15 protein-coding genes and 1 pseudogene are annotated in these 19,147 nt (G+C 72.3%); 12 read left to right on the top strand and 4 right to left on the bottom strand.

The window, feature by feature from the left end; genetic code table 11:
- The first annotated feature begins 287 nt into the window (after window positions 1–287).
- The gene (locus ACFYR3_RS43025; RefSeq protein ID WP_355858197.1) at window positions 288–1,478 is read left to right on the top strand and encodes an acyl-CoA dehydrogenase family protein; all 1,191 of its coding nucleotides are present in this window, start codon (window positions 288–290) and stop codon (window positions 1,476–1,478) included.
- Window positions 1,479–1,504: 26 nt separating this feature from the next.
- Here ACFYR3_RS43025 and ACFYR3_RS43020 read toward each other — a convergent pair whose 3' ends face one another.
- Both ACFYR3_RS43020 and ACFYR3_RS43015 read right to left on the bottom strand, forming a co-directional pair.
- Window positions 1,505–1,711 carry a hypothetical protein gene (locus ACFYR3_RS43020; protein ID WP_355858200.1) on the bottom strand — a complete coding sequence of 69 codons (207 nt, stop codon included), beginning with the start codon at window positions 1,709–1,711 and terminating at the stop codon, window positions 1,505–1,507.
- A 288-nt stretch (window positions 1,712–1,999) separates the two neighbouring features.
- Window positions 2,000–2,848 (bottom strand): LysR family transcriptional regulator, encoded by an 849-nt coding sequence (locus tag ACFYR3_RS43015; protein ID WP_355858203.1) that lies wholly within the window; start codon window positions 2,846–2,848, stop codon window positions 2,000–2,002.
- Window positions 2,849–2,952: 104 nt separating this feature from the next.
- On the opposite strand from ACFYR3_RS43015, the gene ACFYR3_RS43010 reads away from it, so the two are divergent.
- From ACFYR3_RS43010 to ACFYR3_RS42995, 4 genes and pseudogenes are all read left to right on the top strand, one after another.
- Entirely contained in the window at window positions 2,953–3,696 is a 744-nt protein-coding gene (locus ACFYR3_RS43010) for an SDR family oxidoreductase (protein WP_389287754.1), read from the top strand.
- Window positions 3,697–4,020: 324 nt separating this feature from the next.
- A pseudogene (locus ACFYR3_RS43005) lies at window positions 4,021–4,775 on the top strand (transposase family protein).
- 208 nt (window positions 4,776–4,983) lie between these two features.
- Window positions 4,984–6,120 (top strand): FAD-dependent oxidoreductase, encoded by a 1,137-nt coding sequence (locus ACFYR3_RS43000; protein ID WP_389287752.1) that lies wholly within the window; start codon window positions 4,984–4,986, stop codon window positions 6,118–6,120.
- 332 nt (window positions 6,121–6,452) lie between these two features.
- Complete coding sequence (locus tag ACFYR3_RS42995; RefSeq protein ID WP_389287750.1) at window positions 6,453–6,686, top strand: hypothetical protein; 234 nt, start codon at window positions 6,453–6,455, stop codon at window positions 6,684–6,686.
- A gap of 264 nt (window positions 6,687–6,950) precedes the next feature.
- Here ACFYR3_RS42995 and ACFYR3_RS42990 read toward each other — a convergent pair whose 3' ends face one another.
- Window positions 6,951–7,634 (bottom strand): fumarylacetoacetate hydrolase family protein, encoded by a 684-nt coding sequence (locus ACFYR3_RS42990; RefSeq protein WP_389287748.1) that lies wholly within the window; start codon window positions 7,632–7,634, stop codon window positions 6,951–6,953.
- Here ACFYR3_RS42990 and ACFYR3_RS42985 point away from each other — a divergent pair.
- The 6 genes from ACFYR3_RS42985 to ACFYR3_RS42960 all read left to right on the top strand — a co-directional run bounded on the left by ACFYR3_RS42985 (window position 7,592) and on the right by ACFYR3_RS42960 (window position 14,946).
- Window positions 7,592–7,885, top strand: coding sequence for an alpha-L-rhamnosidase C-terminal domain-containing protein (locus ACFYR3_RS42985; protein WP_389287765.1), 294 nt, complete (start codon window positions 7,592–7,594; stop codon window positions 7,883–7,885). The two genes, ACFYR3_RS42990 and ACFYR3_RS42985, sit on opposite strands and share 43 nt — an antisense overlap.
- 315 nt (window positions 7,886–8,200) lie before the next feature.
- Window positions 8,201–9,058, top strand: coding sequence for an oxygenase MpaB family protein (locus tag ACFYR3_RS42980; RefSeq protein ID WP_389287746.1), 858 nt, complete (start codon window positions 8,201–8,203; stop codon window positions 9,056–9,058).
- A 67-nt stretch (window positions 9,059–9,125) separates the two neighbouring features.
- Window positions 9,126–11,405, top strand: coding sequence for a tetratricopeptide repeat protein (locus ACFYR3_RS42975; RefSeq protein WP_355858221.1), 2,280 nt, complete (start codon window positions 9,126–9,128; stop codon window positions 11,403–11,405).
- Between the two features lie 241 nt (window positions 11,406–11,646).
- Complete coding sequence (locus ACFYR3_RS42970; protein WP_356782874.1) at window positions 11,647–12,054, top strand: YciI family protein; 408 nt, start codon at window positions 11,647–11,649, stop codon at window positions 12,052–12,054.
- Between the two features lie 8 nt (window positions 12,055–12,062).
- Entirely contained in the window at window positions 12,063–13,208 is a 1,146-nt protein-coding gene (locus ACFYR3_RS42965; RefSeq protein WP_355858238.1) for a DUF6596 domain-containing protein, read from the top strand.
- A 172-nt stretch (window positions 13,209–13,380) separates the two neighbouring features.
- Window positions 13,381–14,946 carry an NAD(P)/FAD-dependent oxidoreductase gene (locus ACFYR3_RS42960; RefSeq protein WP_355858227.1) on the top strand — a complete coding sequence of 522 codons (1,566 nt, stop codon included), beginning with the start codon at window positions 13,381–13,383 and terminating at the stop codon, window positions 14,944–14,946.
- A 980-nt stretch (window positions 14,947–15,926) separates the two neighbouring features.
- Here ACFYR3_RS42960 and ACFYR3_RS42955 read toward each other — a convergent pair.
- Window positions 15,927–17,774 (bottom strand): serine hydrolase, encoded by a 1,848-nt coding sequence (locus tag ACFYR3_RS42955; protein WP_389287743.1) that lies wholly within the window; start codon window positions 17,772–17,774, stop codon window positions 15,927–15,929.
- Between the two features lie 172 nt (window positions 17,775–17,946).
- Here ACFYR3_RS42955 and ACFYR3_RS42950 point away from each other — a divergent pair, with 172 nt between their 5' ends.
- A complete protein-coding gene (locus tag ACFYR3_RS42950; RefSeq protein WP_389287741.1) occupies window positions 17,947–19,059 on the top strand; it encodes an NAD(P)H-dependent flavin oxidoreductase in 1,113 nt (370 codons plus the stop codon).
- Window positions 19,060–19,147 lie beyond the last annotated feature (88 nt).

Raw genomic sequence — 19,147 nt, 5'->3', positions numbered from 1 at the left:
GGGGGGGGGGGGGGGGGGGGGGCGCGGCCCCCCCCCCCCGCGGGGGGGCGCGGGGGGGGGGGGGGGGGGGGGGGGGGGGTCCCCCGCGCCCCCGGGCGCCGCCCCCCCCGGGGGGGGGCCCGCGGCGGGGGGGGGGGGGGGCCGGGCCCGCCCCCCCCCCGGGGCCCCGGACCGGCACGCCCGCCCACCCACCGCGGACCCGGCGTCCGCGTCATCGGCATTCCCAATTTCTGAAACACGTTCTACGGTGTGCGCCGTCAGGTCGGGCTCGGGGAGCAGGAGGCGCCGTGCATCTCGAATACACGCCGGAGCAGCAGCGGTTGCGGACCGAACTGCGGCTCTACTTTGCCGAGTTGGTACCGGACAACGCCTACGCGCGCTACGGCGATCCGGCGACGCAGAAGCGCTTCTACCGGGAGACGATCCGACGGCTCGGCGCGGACGGCTGGCTCGGGGTCGGCTGGCCCAAGGAGTACGGGGGGCGTGGCCTGAGCCCGATGGAGCAGTTCATCTTCTTCGACGAGGCGGCCCAGGCGGGGGTACCGCTGCCGCTGATGGCCCTCAACACCGTCGGACCGACGATCATGCAGTTCGGTACGGAGGAGCAGAAGTCCTACTTCCTGCCGAAGATCCTCTCCGGCGAGCTCGACTTCGCGATCGGCTACAGCGAGCCCGACGCCGGGACGGACCTCGCCGCGCTCAGGACCAAGGCCGTACGGGAAGGCGACGAGGAGACCGGCCACTACACGGTCGACGGCCAGAAGATCTGGACGACCAACGGTGACACGGCCGACTGGGTGTGGCTCGCCGTCCGTACCGATCCGGACGCCCCGCCCCACAAGGGCATCACCATGCTCCTCGTGCCGACCTCCGACCCCGGCTACTCGTGCACCATCATCAACACGCTCGCCTCGCACGACACCACGGCGAGCTACTACGAGAATATCCGCGTCCCCGCCGCGCGCCGGGTCGGCGAGGAGAACAAGGGCTGGCGGCTGATCACCAACCAGCTCAACCACGAGCGCGTCACCCTCGCGGCTCACGGCACCATGGCCATCCGCGCCCTGCACGATGTCCAGCGCTGGGCGATGGAGACCAAACTCGCCGATGGCCGCCGCGTCGTCGACCTCCCCTGGGTGCGCCGCCTCCTCGCCCGGACGCACACCAAGCTGGACGCCATGAAACTCCTCAACTGGCGGATGGTGAACGCCGTCCAGGAGGGCACACTCACCCCGCAGGACGCCTCCGCCGTCAAGGTGTACGGCTCCGAGGCGCGCCGGGACGCGTACGCCTGGCTGATGGAGATCGTCGCGGCCCCCGGTGTACTCAAGGAAGGCTCCGCGGGAGTCGTCCTGCACGGCGAACTCGAACGCGGCTACCGATCGGCCGTGATCTTCACCTTCGGCGGCGGGAACAACGAGATCCAGCGGGAGATCATCTCGTGGATCGGACTGGGGATGCCCCGGGTGCGGCGCTGACGCGATGTGACCACAGACGTTAGTTGTCACACACCGAGGATAGTTGGCACCATGATCAATTGAGCCCTCCGGTGCGTTCCAGACCTCGCCGGTCGGGTCTCGATGTCCACCTTGATCTGCAAGTGAGTCGCGCCGCTCTCGCGCAGCAGTCGGTGGTGGTGCTCCACCAAGTGTTCGGAGACGTCGATGCGGAGCGGGTTCGGCTCCGTGCTCAGGGCTTCGCGGTCGGTCATGATGGCGTCCCGCCGAGTGATCAAAGCAGCGGAATCCGCAGGTCGGGGACGGTGAGCCTTTTCCAACCTGCCGATGGTGCCCGCGTGTTGGTGAGCCGAGGCGCGATAGGTGTCACCAAGGCAGGCTCGTTGTCACTTCGCGTCGGAGCCTGGCTGTGCCAGGGGCGCGGTTCCGGCAACGCCGGTGCAGGCCAGTCACCTCGTACCGCACGATGTGTCGGGAGCTGATGGCAGACCGGACGCTGTCCCCGAAATCCAGCCCGGTGTCCCGGCGTTCACCGCCGTCGGTCACAGGGCAGTGGCGGCGCGGACCAGCCCCGCGACCGCCGTTGAACGGCTGTGTGGGGGCCAGGCGATGACCGTGGTGACGTGGGGGGCGTCGGGGACCGGTACGGCGGTGAGGTCCTCGCGCAGGCCGGTGCGGCCCGACTCCGGCACGACCGCGCAGGCGCGGCCGAGGGTGATGAGCTGGGTGAGTTGCGTGTGGTCGCGCACCTGCGGCCCGGGGCCGTCCGGGAAGGTGCCGTCAGGGCGAGGCCAGCGGGGCAGGGGCAGGTCGGGAAGGTCGGTGACCTCGGCGAGCCGCACGTGGGGGCGGGCGCTGAGAGGGTGGCCCGCCGGGAGGATCGCGACCTGACCCTCGGAGTGCAGGTCCTCGGTGTCGAAGCCGGCCGTGTCGTCGAACGGCCGATGCAGCAGGGCTACGTCGGCCCGGCCGTCGTGCAGCAACCGTGTCTGCTCGCCCGGCCCGCACAGCACGACGTCCACGGCGACGGCGCCGGGCTCGGCGGCGTAGGCGTCGAGGAGTTTCGCCAGCAGTTCACCGGACGCGCCCGCCTTCGCGGCCAGGACCACGGCGGGGCGGCCGGTCGCCGCGAGGGCGGCCCGGCGGGTGCGCCGTTCGGCGGCCTCGACGGCGTCCAGCGCCGCCCGCGCCTCCCGCAGCAGCACCGCCCCTGCCCCGGTCAGGGCGACACCCCGGCTGCCACGCTCCAGCAGGAGGGTGCCCAGGCGCCGTTCGAGCCCGCCGATCGCCCGCGACAGCGGGGGTTGGGCGATCCCGAGCCGCCGCGCGGCCCGGCCGAAGTGCAGCTCTTCGGCGACCGCGACGAAGTACCGCAACTCACGTGTCTCCACCCCGCCAGCCTAACCGGGACGGCCAGGAGCGATACCCGGGCGGTATCGCCGTCCACCCAGTCGGTCTTGGACGCCCTGCCCGGCGGGGGAGAAGGATCGATGTCATGAGTGAGACGAACACCGTGAACCACCACAAGGTCGCGCTGGTGACCGGGGCCAACAAGGGCATCGGGTACGAGATCGCCGCCGGGCTCGGCGCCCTCGGCTGGTCCGTCGGAATCGGCGCGCGGAACGAGGAGCGGCGCGAGGCCGCTGTGGACAGGCTGCGCGCGGCCGGAGCCGACGCGTTCGGCGTGCCGCTGGATGTGACCGACGACGCCAGCGTGACAGCGGCGGCTCGGCTGATGGAGGAGCGGGCCGGGCGGCTCGACGCGCTCGTCAACAATGCGGGGATCACCGGCGGCGGACCGCAGGAGCCCACCACGGTCGACGTGAACTGGGTACGGGCGGCCGTGGAGACCAACGTGATCGGCGTCATCCGCGTCACCAATGCCCTGCTCCCTCTGCTGCGCCGCTCGCCGTCGCCGCGGATTGTGAACGTCTCCAGCAGCGTCGGCTCCCTCACACTCCAGACCACGCCCGGCGCCGAGACGGGCCCCATCGCCATCGCCTACGCTCCGTCGAAGACGTTCCTCAACGCCGTCACCGTGCAGTACGCCAAGGAACTGGCCGACACCCACATCCTGATCAACGCCGTCTGCCCCGGCTTCACGGCGACCGACCTCAACGGCTTCCGGGGAGTGCGCACCCCCCAGCAGGGCGCAGCCGTCGCGATCCGGCTGGCCACCGTATCGGCCGACGGGCCGACGGGCCGCTTCTTCGACGACGAGGGAGAGGTGCCCTGGTGACGCGCTTCCGGTTCGCGCCACCCCGGGGAGATGGCGCATGCGCGTCCTCGTGACCGGCGCCGTCACGCCATGTCGGTACGGCCGTCGAGCCCGAGCCGCCGGCGGACCACGAGGTGAGGGATCGAAAGGCACCGAGCGTCTGTGACAAGTAGCCTGCCTTCCAAGTGACAACCAGGCTGCTTCGGCCCGGCCCTGCTGCCGGCCTTTTCGGCTCCGCCGGTGACAACTATCGAGCCTCGGCGCAGTCGGAAGGTTCAGCGAAGCGGCGAAGCTCCTGGTAGACGGGTTCTCGACCAAGATCACCCGTACCGCCAGGAGCTTCGCGTGCTCGTTTACCCGTCGTCGATCGACCTGTCCAGTCGCCTCTGCGGTACCTGACCGGGCAGCTCGCAGGCCGCCGCAGGGAGATCGGTACGCGGTGGCGGCGGCCGGCGGCCGGGCGTCAAGCCCTGCTCGCCCTGGCCCACCTGCGGTGCGGTGACACCTGTGCCCAGCTCGCTGCCGGGTTCAGCATCGGGATCGCGACGGTCCACCGCTACATACGCGAGGCTGTCGAGGTTCTGACCACACTGGTTCCCACTCTGGCCGAGGCGATGACGACGGCCCGGACGAAGGCGTTCGCAATCCTGGACGGCACGCTGCTGCCGATCGACCGGATCGCCGCCGACCCCCCGTACTGCTCCGGGAAACACAAACGCCACGGCATGAACGTGCAGGTCCTCGCCGATCCGTTCGGACGTCTGCTGTGGGCCTCAGCAGCGCTGCCCGACTCGACTCACGATCTGACGGCCGCCCGGCACCACGGGATCATAGACGCGCTCACCACTGCAGAGCTGAAGTGCTTGGCAGACAGGGCGTATCAGGGGGGCCGGCGGTCCCATCCGAGTCCGTTCCGGGGCCGTCGCCTCAAGCGATGGAAGCGGCGCTACAACACCACCCACGCCAAGATCCGCCGCGTCGGCGAGCAGACCATGGCCGTACTGAAAGGCCGGCGTCTGCTCGGCAAGCTCCGCTGCAGCACCAACCGGATCACCGACGTCGTGAAGGCCGTCCTCGTCCTTCACCACGCATCAACATGAGGTTGGAAGAGGCTCACTCGCAAACCAGCCTGGAAAAGGAGAGTTGGAGCACGGTCGAGCGTGTCGACGGGCACAGGGGGCGGGCGGCGGTGACCCGGCCGGTTCGCTCCGGGCCGACGGTTGATGGAAAGTTGCAGGTCACACCCGAAAACCTCGGGGCGTCCGGTTGCCCGGTGGGTCCGGATCGTTCACCAAAGGATCGAGCATCGTGTCTTCTCGTCGAGTCGTCGTCATCGGTGGCGGGGTCATGGGCTCGTCCGCCGCGTGGCGGCTTGCTGCCCAGGGTGACCGCGTCACCCTGCTGGAGCGCTTCCCGCCCGGCCACGACCGGGGCAGCTCGCACGGCACCGCGCGGATCTTCCGGCTGGCCTACACGGACCCCTTCTACGTCGGTCTCGCCGTGCGGTCGCTGCCACTGTGGCGGCGGCTGGAGCAGGAGACGGGACGGCAGGTGCTCACCCTCACCGGAGCCGTCGACCACGGCCCGGCCGCCACGACCAAGGCACTGTATGAGGCGCTGACCGTCGCCGGACACCCTGCCGAGCGGCTGACCCCGGAAGAGGTCGCCGAGCGCTGGCCGGGGCTGCGCGCCGACACCGGTGCGGTCTTCCACCCGGAGGCCGGACGCCTGCACGCCGACGAGGCGGTCACCACCTTCCAGCAGGCGGCGCGGGCGCACGGCGCGGAGGTCCGGCACGGCGTCCGGGTGACCGGGCTGTCGGTGCACGGCGACGCCGACGTCCGGGTGGTCACGGACTCGGAGGAGGAACTGCGCGCCGATGCGGTCGTGGTCGCGGTCGGCGGCTGGGCGCCCGGAATGCTGGGCGGCGGTACCGCTCCGCTGGTCGGCGGCGTGCCGGTGCTGCGTGTCACCCAGGAGCAGCCCGCGCACTTCCCCGCGGCGGACGCGCTCACCTGGCCCAGCTACATTCACCACCCGGGCGCCGCGCTGCCCATGGACGGCCTCACCGCGGACGGGGTGTACGGACTCGGCAGCACCGACGGCGTCAAGGCGGGCTTCCACGGTGTCGGCCCGGTCGTCGACCCCGACCGGCGCGACCGCACCCCGGACGCCGCGATCCTGCGAGAGCTGGCGGCGTACGCCGAGCGCTGGCTCCCCGGCGTGGACCACACCGCGCCCGAGGCCGTGACCTGCCTGTACACCACCACCCCCGACCATGACTTCGTCATCGACCGGCAGGGCCCGGTCACCGTGCTGGGAGGGTTCTCCGGGCACGGCTTCAAGTTCGCGTCGGTCATCGGCGAGGTGGCGGCCGCGCTGGTACGCGGAGAGCCCGGACCGAGCCGGTTCGCGCTCGGACGCCCGCGTCCCACGAGTCACTGAGCCGTCCCCGAAGAAGGGGCACCCCCATTAATTTTCACCAGCGTAGGGCAGGTGACCCGGCCGCTTGTTCCGTCCCGCCGCGCCCGCGCACCGAGGATCTGCTCTCGCTCGACAACCCGGTGCGATCGGTGTTGGCTGGTCCGCAGGCAGTGCAGGCAGTGCAGGCAGTGCAGGCAGTGCAGGCCGCGCAGGCCGTGCGCACCGGCCCCGGTGCCCGCGCCGCCGGCTACCCGGCGGACATCTCCCATCTCCCCTTTCCGGGCCGCCGTCGGCCCGGACGACCTGGGCGCCCGGCGGGAGCTGGCAGCGCTGGCCGGGCACCGCGGGTCGCAGTGACCGGGGCGGCCATCGTTCCGGACGGCTGGGCGGTGATCGAGAACCATCCAGGGCTTCAGTTCCTCGCCCCGGGCACCCTCTTCGAGCCCGACCCCGAGGCTGTCCCGCTGGGCCCGGCGGACGCGCCGCAGATCCTCGAACTGATCGACCTGGCGCGCGCCCCGGCCCGTTCCTGGCGTGCCCGGTCGCCCTCGGCGGCTATGTCGGCGTCCGGTGGGAAGTGCGGCTGATCGCCACGGCGTCCAGCCACGGCGACACGCGTCGCGACCTGCGGTGTACCGAAGTGCCGACTATCTTGCTGATTTCATGCGGCCAGCCGCTCAAGCTACTTGGCATCGGTGCAGGTCACGAACATGACCTGGTTCCAACTATCGAGCCTGGTCACACGCGCGGCGCGGATGTGCGCGGCGACCGTGCGTGTCGCAGCCGCGGTCCGGGCCATGACGAAGCGGACCCGCGCCGGCCTCCTGGGTGGCGGCCGGCGCGGGCCGCGTTCAGCGGAAGGTCTGGCGCATCTCGCCCAGGCCGTCGATCCGGCTGACCAGCACGTCGTCGGGGCCGAGGAACCGCTGCGGAACACGACGGTTGCCCACCCCGGCGGGGGTCCCGGTGAAGATCAGGTCGCCGGGGTGGAGCGGGCACACCGCACTGATGAACTCCACCAACTGGGGAACGGAGAAGATCATCTCGCTGGTGCGCGCCGCCTGGACGCTCTCGCCGTTCAGCAGGCACTCGATCGCGATGTCGTCCCGGTCCGGCAGCTCGTCGGGGGTCACCAGCGCCGGACCGGTCGGGCCGAAGCCCGGATACGACTTGCCCAGCGAGAACTGCGGCGGCTTGCCGGTGAGTTGGAGGACGCGCTCGGAGAGGTCCTGCCCCACGGTGAGCCCGGCCACGACCTCCCAGCCCTCGCTCGCCGACACTCGATGGCAGGGCGCACCGATGACGGCGACCATCTCCAGCTCCCAGTCGACATTGCCCTTGGGCAGTTCGACCTCCGCGGCCGGGCCGACGATGCAGCTCGGGAACTTGGTGAAGAGCAGAGGGATCTCGGGCGGGACGTGGCCGGCTTCGGCGGCATGCGGACGGTAGTTCAGCGCCACCGCGAAGAAACGGCTCGCCGGGGTACCGGTCGCTGCGGATCGAGCCGCGACCCGGGGGACGGATCTCGTGGGCACGCACGGCGCACCGCACTCCCTACGGCCTGGCCGAGGTCGCGTGGGAGCGAGCCGAGGGTGAACTCCGCGTCGACGTCACCGTGCCGACCGGCTCGGTCGCGACAGTCGTCCTGCCGGGGCTCGAACCCAGGGAGATCGAATGTGGCAGGCATCGCTTCGTGGTGCCGCACCCGTCCCCGCCGGATGATCGCGAATGGCACCCGTCCCCGCCCTTTCCGCTCGACGAAATGCTCACCGAAGGAGAACGCTGACGGACAAGGTCACGGGTTCGGCTGTGGCTGCGGTGGCCATCGGGAACTTGGAGGTCGAATCCAACAACGCGATCGCGGACACCGGGGGCTGGGGATCCTGCTCGGCGCAGGCCGCCCGCGGCGGATGGTGGCCCTTCTCCGTCGTGGGGCAGGGACAAGGACCCGTCTCGTGATCGTGTCGCAAGCGGTTTCGTGACCCCGTGCGGAGCGGCGAGTCGCTGAGCCGGCGGGCGATCCGGCGGGCGCGGGGGCTGCTGAGCCGTGTCGGTGACCTGCCACGTGTGCCGACTGTCGATTCTGGGCACATCTGACGGAATGGATCTCACTGGAGCCGCTGACCCAGGACTCTTCGGCCCCGAATCGGTCACCTGGCAGATGCATGGCGACCCCATGATGTGGGTCGCCGGGATCCGCGCGCTCTACCTTCAGGCCCTCCACCCGCGCGTCGTACGCGGTGTCGTGCAGAACTCCGACTTCCGGAATGACGCCTGGGGCCGGCTGAAACGCACCGCGAACTTCGTCGGAACGACGACGTACGGGACGGTCGAGGCCGCGGAGCGGGCAGCGGCCCGGGTCCGGAGGATTCACCGCATGCTCACCGCCAGCGACCCGGACACCGGTGAGTACTACGGGATCGATGATCCAGAACTGCTGCTGTGGGTGCACTGCTCGGAGATCGACTCCTATCTGCACGTCCTGCGGCGTTCCGGCTTCCGGCTCACGGACGCGCAGGCCGACCGCTACATCGGGGAACACCGGGTCGGCGCGCGGCTGGTGGGGCTCGACCCCGACCAGGTGCCGGCGAACCGGGCCGAACTGGCCGCGCACTTCGAGAAGATGCTCCCCGAACTCGCCGCGGGCCCCGAAGCCCGCGAAGTGGACGACTTCCTCCGGCGTCCACCGGTCCACCCGCTGCTCGTACCGGCGTGCGCACTGCTGTGGCGGCGCGTGGCCGGGCTCGCGTACGCCGCTCTGCCGCCGTACGCCCACGCGTTGTACGGAAGGGCGGCGCCGTCGCCCGCCGCGGTGACCCGGCGGCTGCGCGTCACGGGCACCGCGCTGCGCTGTGTCCCCGCACGGCTGCGCTGGCAACTCCCGCCCAAACACATTCTCTCGGCCGTGTCACGGCTCGGCCCCGGCTCGCGCCCGGCACCGTACAAAGTCGGCAGATAGCTCGCCATACTGAACCGGGGCCGGGGGTGGGCCCGGGGCTGAGCAGTGACGGGGGCGATCACTCGAGATGGCGGAGAGCAGGCTGATCCAGGGGCGCTACCGCCTCCTCGATCCGATCGGGCGCGGCGGCATGGGCGAGGTGTGGCGGGCGCGGGACGAATCGCTGGGCCGCCAGGTGGCCGTCAAGTGCCTCAAGCCGCTCGGCCCGCACCACGACCCGTCCTTCACCCGCGTCCTGCGCGAGCGGTTCCGGCGCGAGGCCCGGGTCGCCGCCGCCCTTCAGCACCGCGGGGTGACCGTCGTCCACGACTTCGGCGAGTCCGACGGTGTGCTGTATCTGGTGATGGAACTGCTGGAGGGACACAACCTCGGCCAGCTCCTGGAGGAGAACCACCACCATCCGCTCGCGGTCGCCGAAGTCGTCGACATCGCCGACCAGGTGACCGCCGCGCTCGCGTACACCCACCAACAGGGCATTGTGCACCGTGACTTGAAGCCGGCGAACATCATGCGGCTGACCGACGGCACCGTGAAGATCTGCGACTTCGGCATCGCCCGCCTCGGCCACGACATCGGATTCACCTCGCGGCTCACCGGCACCGGCATCGCGATGGGCACCCCGCACTACATGTCGCCGGAACAGATCGGTGGCTCGGAGGTCGACCAGCGCAGCGACTTGTACTCCTTCGGGTGCGTGCTCTACGAAATCGCCACCGGAGCACCGCCGTTCGACCTCGACGACGCCTGGGCCGTTCTCGTCGGCCACCGCGACACCGTGCCCGAGCCGCCGCGCAGCCACCGGGCCGACCTCCCCGAGTACCTGGAGCGGATCATCCTCGACCTGCTCGCCAAACGGCCCGAGCAGCGTCCGCGGGACGCCCGTGAGCTCGCCCGCCGCATCAGCGCCGGGCGCACCACGCCGATGTATGTGCCGACGGTGGTCGCCCCGGCCCCGCCGCACCCCGCCGGGGGACAGCGCTCTCCTGCGCCCCGGGGCCTGTCCCGACCCGAGCAGCCGCCCTCCCGCGCACCCCGGCTGCCGTCCTGGACCCAGGGCATGACCACCGGCCACAAGGCCACCGGCGCGGGACTGCGTGGCACCCCGCCGGACGCGTCCGGCGGCCTCACCGGTGAGTGGACGGCCCGCCCTTCCACCGCGGTCGCGCCCGCATCGGGTCGCAGCGAACGGCCCACCCCCGCACCGGAGTCGCTCACCGCCCTGGCGGGGCGGCACAACGCCGGACTGAGCCTCGGGCGGCTCGGCCGGTGGACCGAGGCGGGCGAGGTGCACCGCTCGGTCGCCGCCGAACGGGAGCATCTGCTCGGGCCCGACCACCCGGACACGCTCGCCAGCCGTTACGAGGTCGGCTTCACCCTCAGCCGCACCGGACGCCCCGCCGAGGCTCTCGGCGAGTACGCGCGCGTCGCCCAGGCCAGGGAGCGGGTGCTCGGCGCCGAGCATCCCGACACCCTGGCCGCGCGGCAGGAAATGGCCTATGTGCTGGGACAGTTGGGCCGCCACTTCGAGGCGCACCAGGCCTATACGTCGGTGCTCTCGGCCCGGGAGCGCGCGATGGGCCCCGACCATCCGGACACGCTTCGCTGCCGCCACAATCTCGCCTTCAACCTCAGCAGGCTCGGACGCCTGGAGGACTCGTACCGCATGGCGAGCGAGGTCGCAGCCGCCCGTGCCCGGGTGCTCGGCCCGGCCCACCCCGACACACTCGTCACCCGCTACGAAGTCGCCTACGCCCTGGGCCAGTTGGGGCGCTGGACCGAGGCGCTGCTCACCTACCAGGAGGTGGCCGGGGCCCGTGCGCAGGCCCTGGGCCCGGACCATCCGGACACGCTCGCCGCCCGCTACGAAGTGGGCATCAGCCTCGGCCGGCTCGGCCGCAGCGCGCAGGCACTGGAGCTGTACCGCTCTCTCGTCGACGACCGCACCCGGGCACAAGGCGCCGCGCATCCCGAAACCCTGCGTGCGCGGCACGGGCTCGGCGTGAACCTCGGCCGCCTGGGCCGCTGGGAGGAGGCTCTCGCCGAGTCCCGTGACGTCTGCGCCATCCGCGAGCGCGTGCTCGGTGCCGAGCATCCCGACACCCTCGTCAGCCGCCGCGAGGTCGCCGTCGGGCTCGGCTGGCTCGGCCGCTGGGCCGACGCCCTCACCGAGTACCGGCGCGTCGCCGCCGCCCGCGAGCGCGTGCTCGGCGCCGACCATCCGGACACCCTCGCCAGCCGCAACGACGAAGCGCACTGCCTGGAGCAGCTGGGGCACGGGCAGGAGGCGGTGGAGTTGTACCGCAGGGTGGCCGCCCTGCGGCAGCAGCGGGCGGCCCAGGGACGCTGACCGCGCCGGCGACCGCGGCAGCGGCCCGGGCAGCGGCCCGGGCAGCGGCCCGGGCAGCGACCAGGGCGGCGAACCAGGGCGGCGAACCAGGGCAGCGAACCAGGGCAGCGGGGGAGGGCTCCCTCGGCGCATCCAAGAGAGTCGAAAAAACTAGGCCGGTGATGTCGAGAACCCGTGGCCCGCTCCGTCCCAGCAGTGAACGCGACCACAATGGATCGCACCAGTACCGAGGAGAAGCACGATGGCCAAGTACCTGCTGCTCAAGCACTACCGTGGCGCTCCGGCTTCGGTCAACGACGCGCCGATGGACCAGTGGACGCCGGAGGAGATCTCGGCCCACATTCAGTACATGAACGACTTCGCGGGCCGACTCGAGAAGACCGGCGAGTTCGTCGACAGCCAGGCGCTCGCCCCCGAGGGGACATTCGTCCGATACGACGGCGAGGGACGCCCGCCGGTCACCGACGGTCCGTTCGCCGAGACCAAGGACCTCATCGCCGGCTGGATGGTGATCGACGTCGACACCTACGAGCGCGCCGTCGAACTGGCCGGTGAGCTGTCGGCCGCCCCCGGGGCGGGCGGCAAGCCGATCCACGAGTGGCTCGAGCTGCGCCCGTTCTACGGCGTGTCGCCCACCATCACGGAGTGATCTCTCAGATGAACGAGGTTCTGCTCCGGAGCCTCACACCGAGCGTGCTCGGCATCCTCGTCCGCCGCGGAGCCGACTTCGCGGCGGCCGAGGACGCCGTGCAGGACGCGCTGGTCGAAGCGGTCCGTGTCTGGCCGGCCGACCAGCCGCGGGACCCGAAGGGCTGGCTGGTCACCGTGGCCTGGCGCCGGTTCCTCGACGCGAGCCGGGCGGACGCCGCCCGTCGCCGGCGCGAGGACCTCGTCGACGAGGAGCCGGAACCCGGACCCGTGCCGACGGCGGACGACACGCTCCAGCTCTACTTCCTGTGCGCCCACCCGGCGCTCACGCCTTCCTCCGCCGTGGCGCTCACCCTGCGCGCCGTCGGCGGGCTCACCACCCGCCAGATCGCCCAGGCCTACCTGGTGCCCGAGGCGACGATGGCGCAGCGCATCAGCAGGGCCAAGCGCACCGTATCGGGTGTGGCGTTCGACCGCCCCGGCGACGTCGCCACCGTGCTGCGCGTCCTCTACCTGGTCTTCAACGAGGGCTACTCCGGCGACGTCGACCTCGCCGCCGAGGCCATCCGGCTCACCCGGCAGCTCGCGGCCGCGATCGACCACCCCGAGGTGGCGGGGCTGCTCGCCCTCATGCTGCTCCACCACGCCCGGCGCGCCGCCCGGACCGCGTCCGACGGCAGCCTCGTACCGCTCGCCGAGCAGGACCGCGGCCGGTGGGACACCGGGTCGATCGCCGAGGGCGTCGGGATCCTGCAGGCGGCCCTCGCCCGTGACCGGCTGGGCGAGTTCCAGGCCCAGGCCGCCATCGCGGCACTCCATGCCGACGCGCCCACCGCCGAGGAGACGGACTGGGTACAGATCGTCGAGTGGTACGACGAGCTCGCGCGCCTGACCGACAGCCCGGTGGTCCGGCTCAACCGCGCGGTGGCCGTCGGTGAGGCCGACGGACCGCGCGCCGGCCTGGCGGCGCTCGCGGCGCTGCACGACACTCTGCCCCGCCACACCGCGGTGGCGGCGTACCTCCACGAGCGCGACGGCGACCTGGCGGCGGCGGCACGGCTGTACGCCGAGGCGGCACGGAAAGCGCCGAACCTCGCCGAGCGCGACCACCTGACGCGCCAGGCCGCCCGGCTCAACGCCCGGCGCTCGCGCTGACGGGCCGCGCTCGGATCTCCCCGCAACCCTGGTGCGGCACCCTGGCCCAGGACGCTCGCCCCAACGCGAGCAGGCGGCCCGTAGTCCGAGACGTCCGCGCGTCCTCGTACGGTTGCCCGCCGCTTGCCGCGCACCCCTGGCCGACGTAGATCATCACGTGCTACGAAGAACTATGCCTGTACACGAGGGATATGACGCCGTGATCGTCGGCGGAGGCCACAACGGACTGGTCGCCGCCGCCTACCTGGCGCGGGCCGGTCGGTCCGTGCTCGTGCTGGAGCGCCTGGGGAACACCGGCGGTGCCGCCGTGTCCACCCGGCCCTTCGCCGGAGTCGACGCGCGGCTGTCGCGCTACTCGTACCTGGTGAGCCTGCTGCCCCGGAAGATCGTGCGGGACCTGGGGCTCGACTTCCGGGTCCGGGGCCGCACGGTCTCCTCGTACACGCCCGTCGAGCGGGAAGGACGGCCCACCGGGTTGCTCGTCGGCGGCGGCGAGCGGCGCACCCGCGAGGCGTTCGCCCGGCTGACGGGATCGGAGCGCGAGTACGAGGCGTGGCAGCGCTTCTACGCGATGACCGGCCGCGTCGCCCGGAGTGTGTTCCCGACGCTCACCGAACCGCTGCCCACCCGCGAGGAACTGAGGACGCGCGTCGACGACGAGGAGGCCTGGCGGATCCTCTTCGAGGAGCCGGTCGGCACGGCTGTCGAGGAGTACTTCACCGACGACCTCGTACGCGGTGTCGTTCTCACCGACGCGCTGATCGGCACCTTCGCCGACGCCCACGACCCGTCGCTGCGGCAGAACCGCTGCTTCCTGTACCACGTGATCGGCGGTGGCACCGGAGCCTGGGACGTGCCCGTCGGCGGGATGGGCGCGCTGACCGACGCGATCACCGGCGCGGCGCGTGCCGCGGGCGCGGTGATCGCCACCGGCCACGAGGTGCTGCGGATCGACACGGACGGCGAGTCCGCCGAGGTCACCTACCGGACCGCCGACGGTGAGGGAGTCGTCGCGGCCCGGCACGTCCTGGTGAACGCCTCGCCGCAGGAGCTCGCACTCCTCACCGGAGACGAGCCGCCGACCCCCGCCGAGGGTGCCCAGCTCAAGGTGAACATGCTGCTCAAGCGGCTGCCGAGGCTCCGTGACACCTCCGTCGACCCGCGCGAGGCGTTCTCCGGAACCTTCCACGTCGCCGAGGGCTACGAGCAGTTGGCGGTCGCCCACGCGCAGGCCGCGGCCGGTGAACTGCCCGCCGCGCCGCCCTCCGAGATCTACTGCCACTCGCTCACCGACCCCAGCATCCTCGGCCCGGACCTCGTCGAGCAGGGCTATCAGACCCTCACGCTCTTCGGCCTGCACACGCCCGCCCGGCTCTTCGAGCGGGACAACGACGCCGTACGGGAGGAGCTGCTGAAGTCGACGCTGGCCCAGCTGGACGCGCACCTCGCCGAGCCGCTGACCGACTGTCTGGCCACCGACGCGGACGGGCGGCCGTGCATCGAGGCGAAGACCCCGCTCGACCTGGAGCGGGACCTGCGCCTGCCCGGCGGCAACATCTTCCACCGTGACCTCGCCTTCCCCTACGCCCAGGAGGGCACCGGCCGCTGGGGCGTCGAGACCCGGCACGCGAACGTACTGCTGTGCGGAGCGGGCGCGGTACGCGGCGGCGGCGTGAGCGGCGTACCCGGCCACAACGCCGCGAAGGCGGTACTGGAGTCCCTGGGCCAGGGAGGCTAGCCGCGGGCCGCGAGCCGCGAGCCGCGAGCCGCCGGGCCGCCGGGCCGCCGGGCCGCGAGGCCGCCGGGCCACGGGCCACGGGCCACACGGCCCGAGGCATCCGCCCCCCGGGCAGGGGGCACCGGCCACGGGGCACGGGGCGCTGGCCACCGAGCCACCGGGCCACCGAGCCACCGGGCACGAGACACCGGCCACCGGGCGCGGCGCCGGGTGCCACGGGGCGCCAGCCACGGGTCACAAGGCGCGAGGCACGGGCCCCGGGCACGGCGCACTGGCCACGGGCCCCCGGGCACGAGGCACTGGCCCCGGGCACTGGCCACGGGCCCCCGGGCACTGGCCACGGGCCCCCGGGCACTGGCCACGGGCCCCCGGGCACTGGCCACGGGCCCCCGGGCACTGGTCACGGGCCCCCGGGCACGGGGCACAGGTCCCCCGGCACGGGTCCTGGGAACGGGGCATCGGCCGCAGAGTACGAGGCACAGGCCACCGGGCACGGGCTATCGGGCACTGGCCACCGGGGGTCACAGGGCGCGAGACACCGGCCACCGGGCGCGGCGCGGGGTGCCACGGGGCGCCAGCCACGGGTCACAAGGCACGAGGCACGGGCCCCGGGCACGGCGCACTGGCCACGGGCCCCCGGGCATGGGGCACGGGCACCCGAACGGCGCACTGGCCACGGGCCCCTGGGCATGGGGCACAGGTCCCCCGGCACGGGCCCCGGGCACGGGGCACCGGCCGCAGAGCATGAGGCACAGGCCACCGGCCACGGGCTATTGGGCACCGGCCACCGGAGGTCACAGGGGGCGAGACACGGGCCACTGGGCCACCGGGCACGGGCTGTTGGGCACTGGCCACCGGGGGGCACAGGGCACGAGACACCGGTCACGGGCCACGGGCCACCCGGGCACGGGCCACGGGACACCGGCCACCGGGGTGGGGGCAGGGCCGGTCGGGTGACCGCTCCTGTCCCCACCCCGGCGTCAGTCCCTGGACGGTACCCAGCCCGTCGCCGTGATCCGCGCCGCGTCCGCCGGGCGCGTCTCGTCGAAGACGACGCGGCCTGCGGCCTCGACCCGCAGGGCGTCGACGTACGCGCCGCGGCCGACGTACAGCCGGTCGGTCGTGTAACGCCACCGCAGCGTGAGAGCCGCCGCGCTCGGCAGGTCAGCGCCGAGCCGGTGCCACACCCGCCCCGACCAGCCGGTGACCGTACCCGCCGGATGGGCCTCCGGGTCCTCGGACCGTCGCCGGGTCGTGAACGGGACCGGCTGCCAGGTCGTGCCGCCGTCGGTCGAGCACTCCAGGAACAGGACGTCCGACAGGGGCTCGGTGTCCCACCACACCGCGCAGCCGAGGCGCGTGGGACCCGCGGTGGTGTCGAGCGCGGGCAGCGTCAGCGTCGCCGTCGTCGCGCTCGCCATCCCGGAGTACCAGGACGTACGACCGCGCACGGGACGCACCGCGACGGCGCGCGCCAGGTTGTTCCCGGCGGCGACCCGGGGAGCGGAGCCGGATCGCCAATTGCGCACGGGATGGACGGAGTTGCCGAGGACGATCAGGAAGGAGTCGGTCGTCGGGTCGAGGACGAGCGAGGTGCCGGTGAATCCGGTGTGGCCCGCGGTGCGCGGTGTCGCCATCGCGCCCATGTACCAGTGCTGGTAGAGCTCGAAGCCCAGGCCGTGCTCGTCGCCGGGGAACGCGGTGTTGAAGTCGGTGAACATCAGGTCCACCGTCTCCGGTCTCAGGATGCGCGCCCTGCCGTACGCCCCGCCGTTCAGCAGCGTACGGCCGAGGATCGCCAGGTCCCAGGCGCGGGAGAAGACCCCGGCGTGACCGGCGACCCCGCCCAGGGAGTACGCGTTCTCGTCGTGGACCTCGCCCCACACGAGCCCGCGGTCCAGTCCCGACCAGGGCAGCCGGGCGTCCTCGGTCGCGGCGATCTCCGGCTTCCAGGAGGCGGGCGGGTTGTAACGGGTGCGGTCCATGCCGAGGGGGCCGGTGATCTCGTCGCGCAGGAGTGTGTCGAGGGTCCGGCCGGTGATCCTCTCCAGGACCAGCTGGAGCGAGATCAGGTTCAGGTCGGAGTAGAGGTACGCGGTGCCGGGCGGATGGAGGGGCACCTCGTCCCAGATGAGCTGGAGCTTTCCCTGGCGGGTGGGCGCCTTGTACAGCGGGATCCAGGAGCGGAACCCGGAGGTGTGGGTGAGCAGTTGACGGATCGTGATGCCCTGCTTGCCGCCGCCCGCGAACTCCGGGAGGTACGAGGCGACGGTGGCCTCCAGCTCCAGGGCGCCGCGCTCCATCTGCTGGACGGCGAGGATCGAGGTGAACAGCTTCGAGACGGAGGCGAGGTCGTAGACCGTGTCCATCGCCGCCGGGATCTGCCGGTCGGCGGGGAACTCCACACCGGTGTCCGTCTTCTCGTCGTACGCCGCGTAGCGCACGGCCATGCCGATCGGCTGATGCAGGGCCACGGTGCCACCGCGCCCGGCGAGCAGGACGGCACCGGCGTACCAGGGGTACTTGGGGGAGGGATCGAGGAACGCCTCGGCGTCCGCGACCAGTTGACGCAGATGGCCGGCGAGCAGTCCGGCCTGCCCGGGAGTGCCGTGCCTCAGGGTCTGGCGGCCGTTCCCCGTCGAGGCCGCCGCCGGGCCCGCCGGGAAGGGCGCGAGGGCCAGCGTCCCACCCACGGCCAGTAAGCCCCGGCCCCATTGACGACGGGTCAGCCCGCAGCCCGCTCTCCCCGGCCCGTCGCACGCTCCGGCCCGGTCGCCCCCCGCTCCGTTCCGCTCGCCTTCCGTCCTGTCCTTCGCGCCTTCGGTCATCGAGAAGCCTCTCGCTCGCGTCGCCTGAAAGTATCTTTCCGGGTCTGCCGTGCCGAGCGAAACTTTCCGGTCAGGAGTGGGCGTGTCAACCCTCCCCGGCGGGGCTCAAGAGATCTGACGGAGTATCAGAAAAGGCCTTCCCTCGTCCGGAGGTCTGCGGCATCCTGCGCCCATGCAGACGGAGCTGAGCAAGGAACTGGGAGTCGAGCACGCCATCTTCGGTTTCACGCCGTTTCCCGCCGTCGCCGCGGCCATCAGTCGCGCGGGCGGATTCGGTGTGCTCGGCGCGGTCCGCTACACAGACCCCGCCGAACTCGAACGCGACCTCGACTGGATCGAGGCGAACGTCGACGGCAGGCCCTACGGCCTGGACGTCGTCATGCCCGCGAAGAAGGTCGAGGGCGTCAGCGAGGCCGACGTCGAGGCGATGATCCCCGAAGGGCACCGGCAGTACGTCAAGGACACCCTCGCCAAATACGGTGTGCCCGAACTCGCCGAGGGCGAGGCGGCCGGCTGGCGCATCACGGGCTGGATGGAACAGGTCGCCCGCGGCCAGCTCGACGTCGCCTTCGACTACCCGATCAAGCTGCTCGCCAACGCGCTGGGTTCACCGCCCGCCGACGTCGTCGAGCGCGCCCATGCCCAGGGCGTGCTCGTCGCGGCCCTCGCGGGCAGCGCCCGGCACGCGCGCAAGCACGCCGAGGCGGGCATCGACATCGTCGTCGCGCAGGGCTACGAGGCCGGCGGACACACCGGGGAGATCGCCTCGATGGTGCTCACGCCCGAAGTCGTCGACGCCGTAGGCCCGTTGCCGGTCCTGGCCGCGGGCGGCATCGGCAGCGGACAGCAGGTGGCCGCCGCGCTCAGTCTCGGTGCGCAGGGAGTGTGGCTCGGGTCGGTCTGGCTGACCGTCACCGAGGCCGACATGCACTCGCCCGCCGTCACCCGGAAACTCCTCGCCGCCGGCTCCGGCGACACCGTCCGCTCACGGGCCCTGACCGGCAAGCCCGCACGCCAGCTGCGCACCGAGTGGACCGACGCCTGGGACGACCCGAACGGACCCGGCACGCTCCCCATGCCCCTCCAGGGCCTGCTGGTCGCCGACGCCGTCTCCCGCATCCAGAAGTACGAGGTGGAGCCGCTGCTCGGCACACCGGTCGGGCAGATCGTCGGCCGGATGAACAGCGAACGCTCCGTCCAGGAGGTCTTCGACGACCTGACCCGGGGCTTCGAGCGCGCCGTCGACCGCATCAACCGCATCGCGGGCAGGGGGGAACAGGCATGAGTTTCCTGAGTCAACCTCTATGCCGCCAAGGGTTCCTCAGCGGCTGCGCTGACCTTGCCGTTGGCTTGGTGGATGGCGGGGTCGTAGC

Source organism: Streptomyces sp. NPDC005784, from assembly GCF_042871525.1.
GTDB lineage: Bacteria > Actinomycetota > Actinomycetes > Streptomycetales > Streptomycetaceae > Streptomyces.
Note: the sequence above shows the minus strand (reverse complement) of the source record. Positions and strands in the feature narration are given on the sequence as shown.

Coding starts and splice junctions, on each gene's coding strand:
- ACFYR3_RS42980 (WP_389287746.1), top strand. CDS start 8,201: ATGGATCTCACTGGAGCCGCTGACCCAGGACTCTTCGGCCCCGAATCG.
- ACFYR3_RS42955 (WP_389287743.1), bottom strand. CDS start 17,774: ATGACCGAAGGCGCGAAGGACAGGACGGAAGGCGAGCGGAACGGAGCG.
- ACFYR3_RS42950 (WP_389287741.1), top strand. CDS start 17,947: ATGCAGACGGAGCTGAGCAAGGAACTGGGAGTCGAGCACGCCATCTTC.
- ACFYR3_RS42975 (WP_355858221.1), top strand. CDS start 9,126: ATGGCGGAGAGCAGGCTGATCCAGGGGCGCTACCGCCTCCTCGATCCG.
- ACFYR3_RS42965 (WP_355858238.1), top strand. CDS start 12,063: ATGAACGAGGTTCTGCTCCGGAGCCTCACACCGAGCGTGCTCGGCATC.
- ACFYR3_RS42970 (WP_356782874.1), top strand. CDS start 11,647: ATGGCCAAGTACCTGCTGCTCAAGCACTACCGTGGCGCTCCGGCTTCG.
- ACFYR3_RS43020 (WP_355858200.1), bottom strand. CDS start 1,711: ATGACCGACCGCGAAGCCCTGAGCACGGAGCCGAACCCGCTCCGCATC.
- ACFYR3_RS42960 (WP_355858227.1), top strand. CDS start 13,381: ATGCCTGTACACGAGGGATATGACGCCGTGATCGTCGGCGGAGGCCAC.
- ACFYR3_RS43010 (WP_389287754.1), top strand. CDS start 2,953: ATGAGTGAGACGAACACCGTGAACCACCACAAGGTCGCGCTGGTGACC.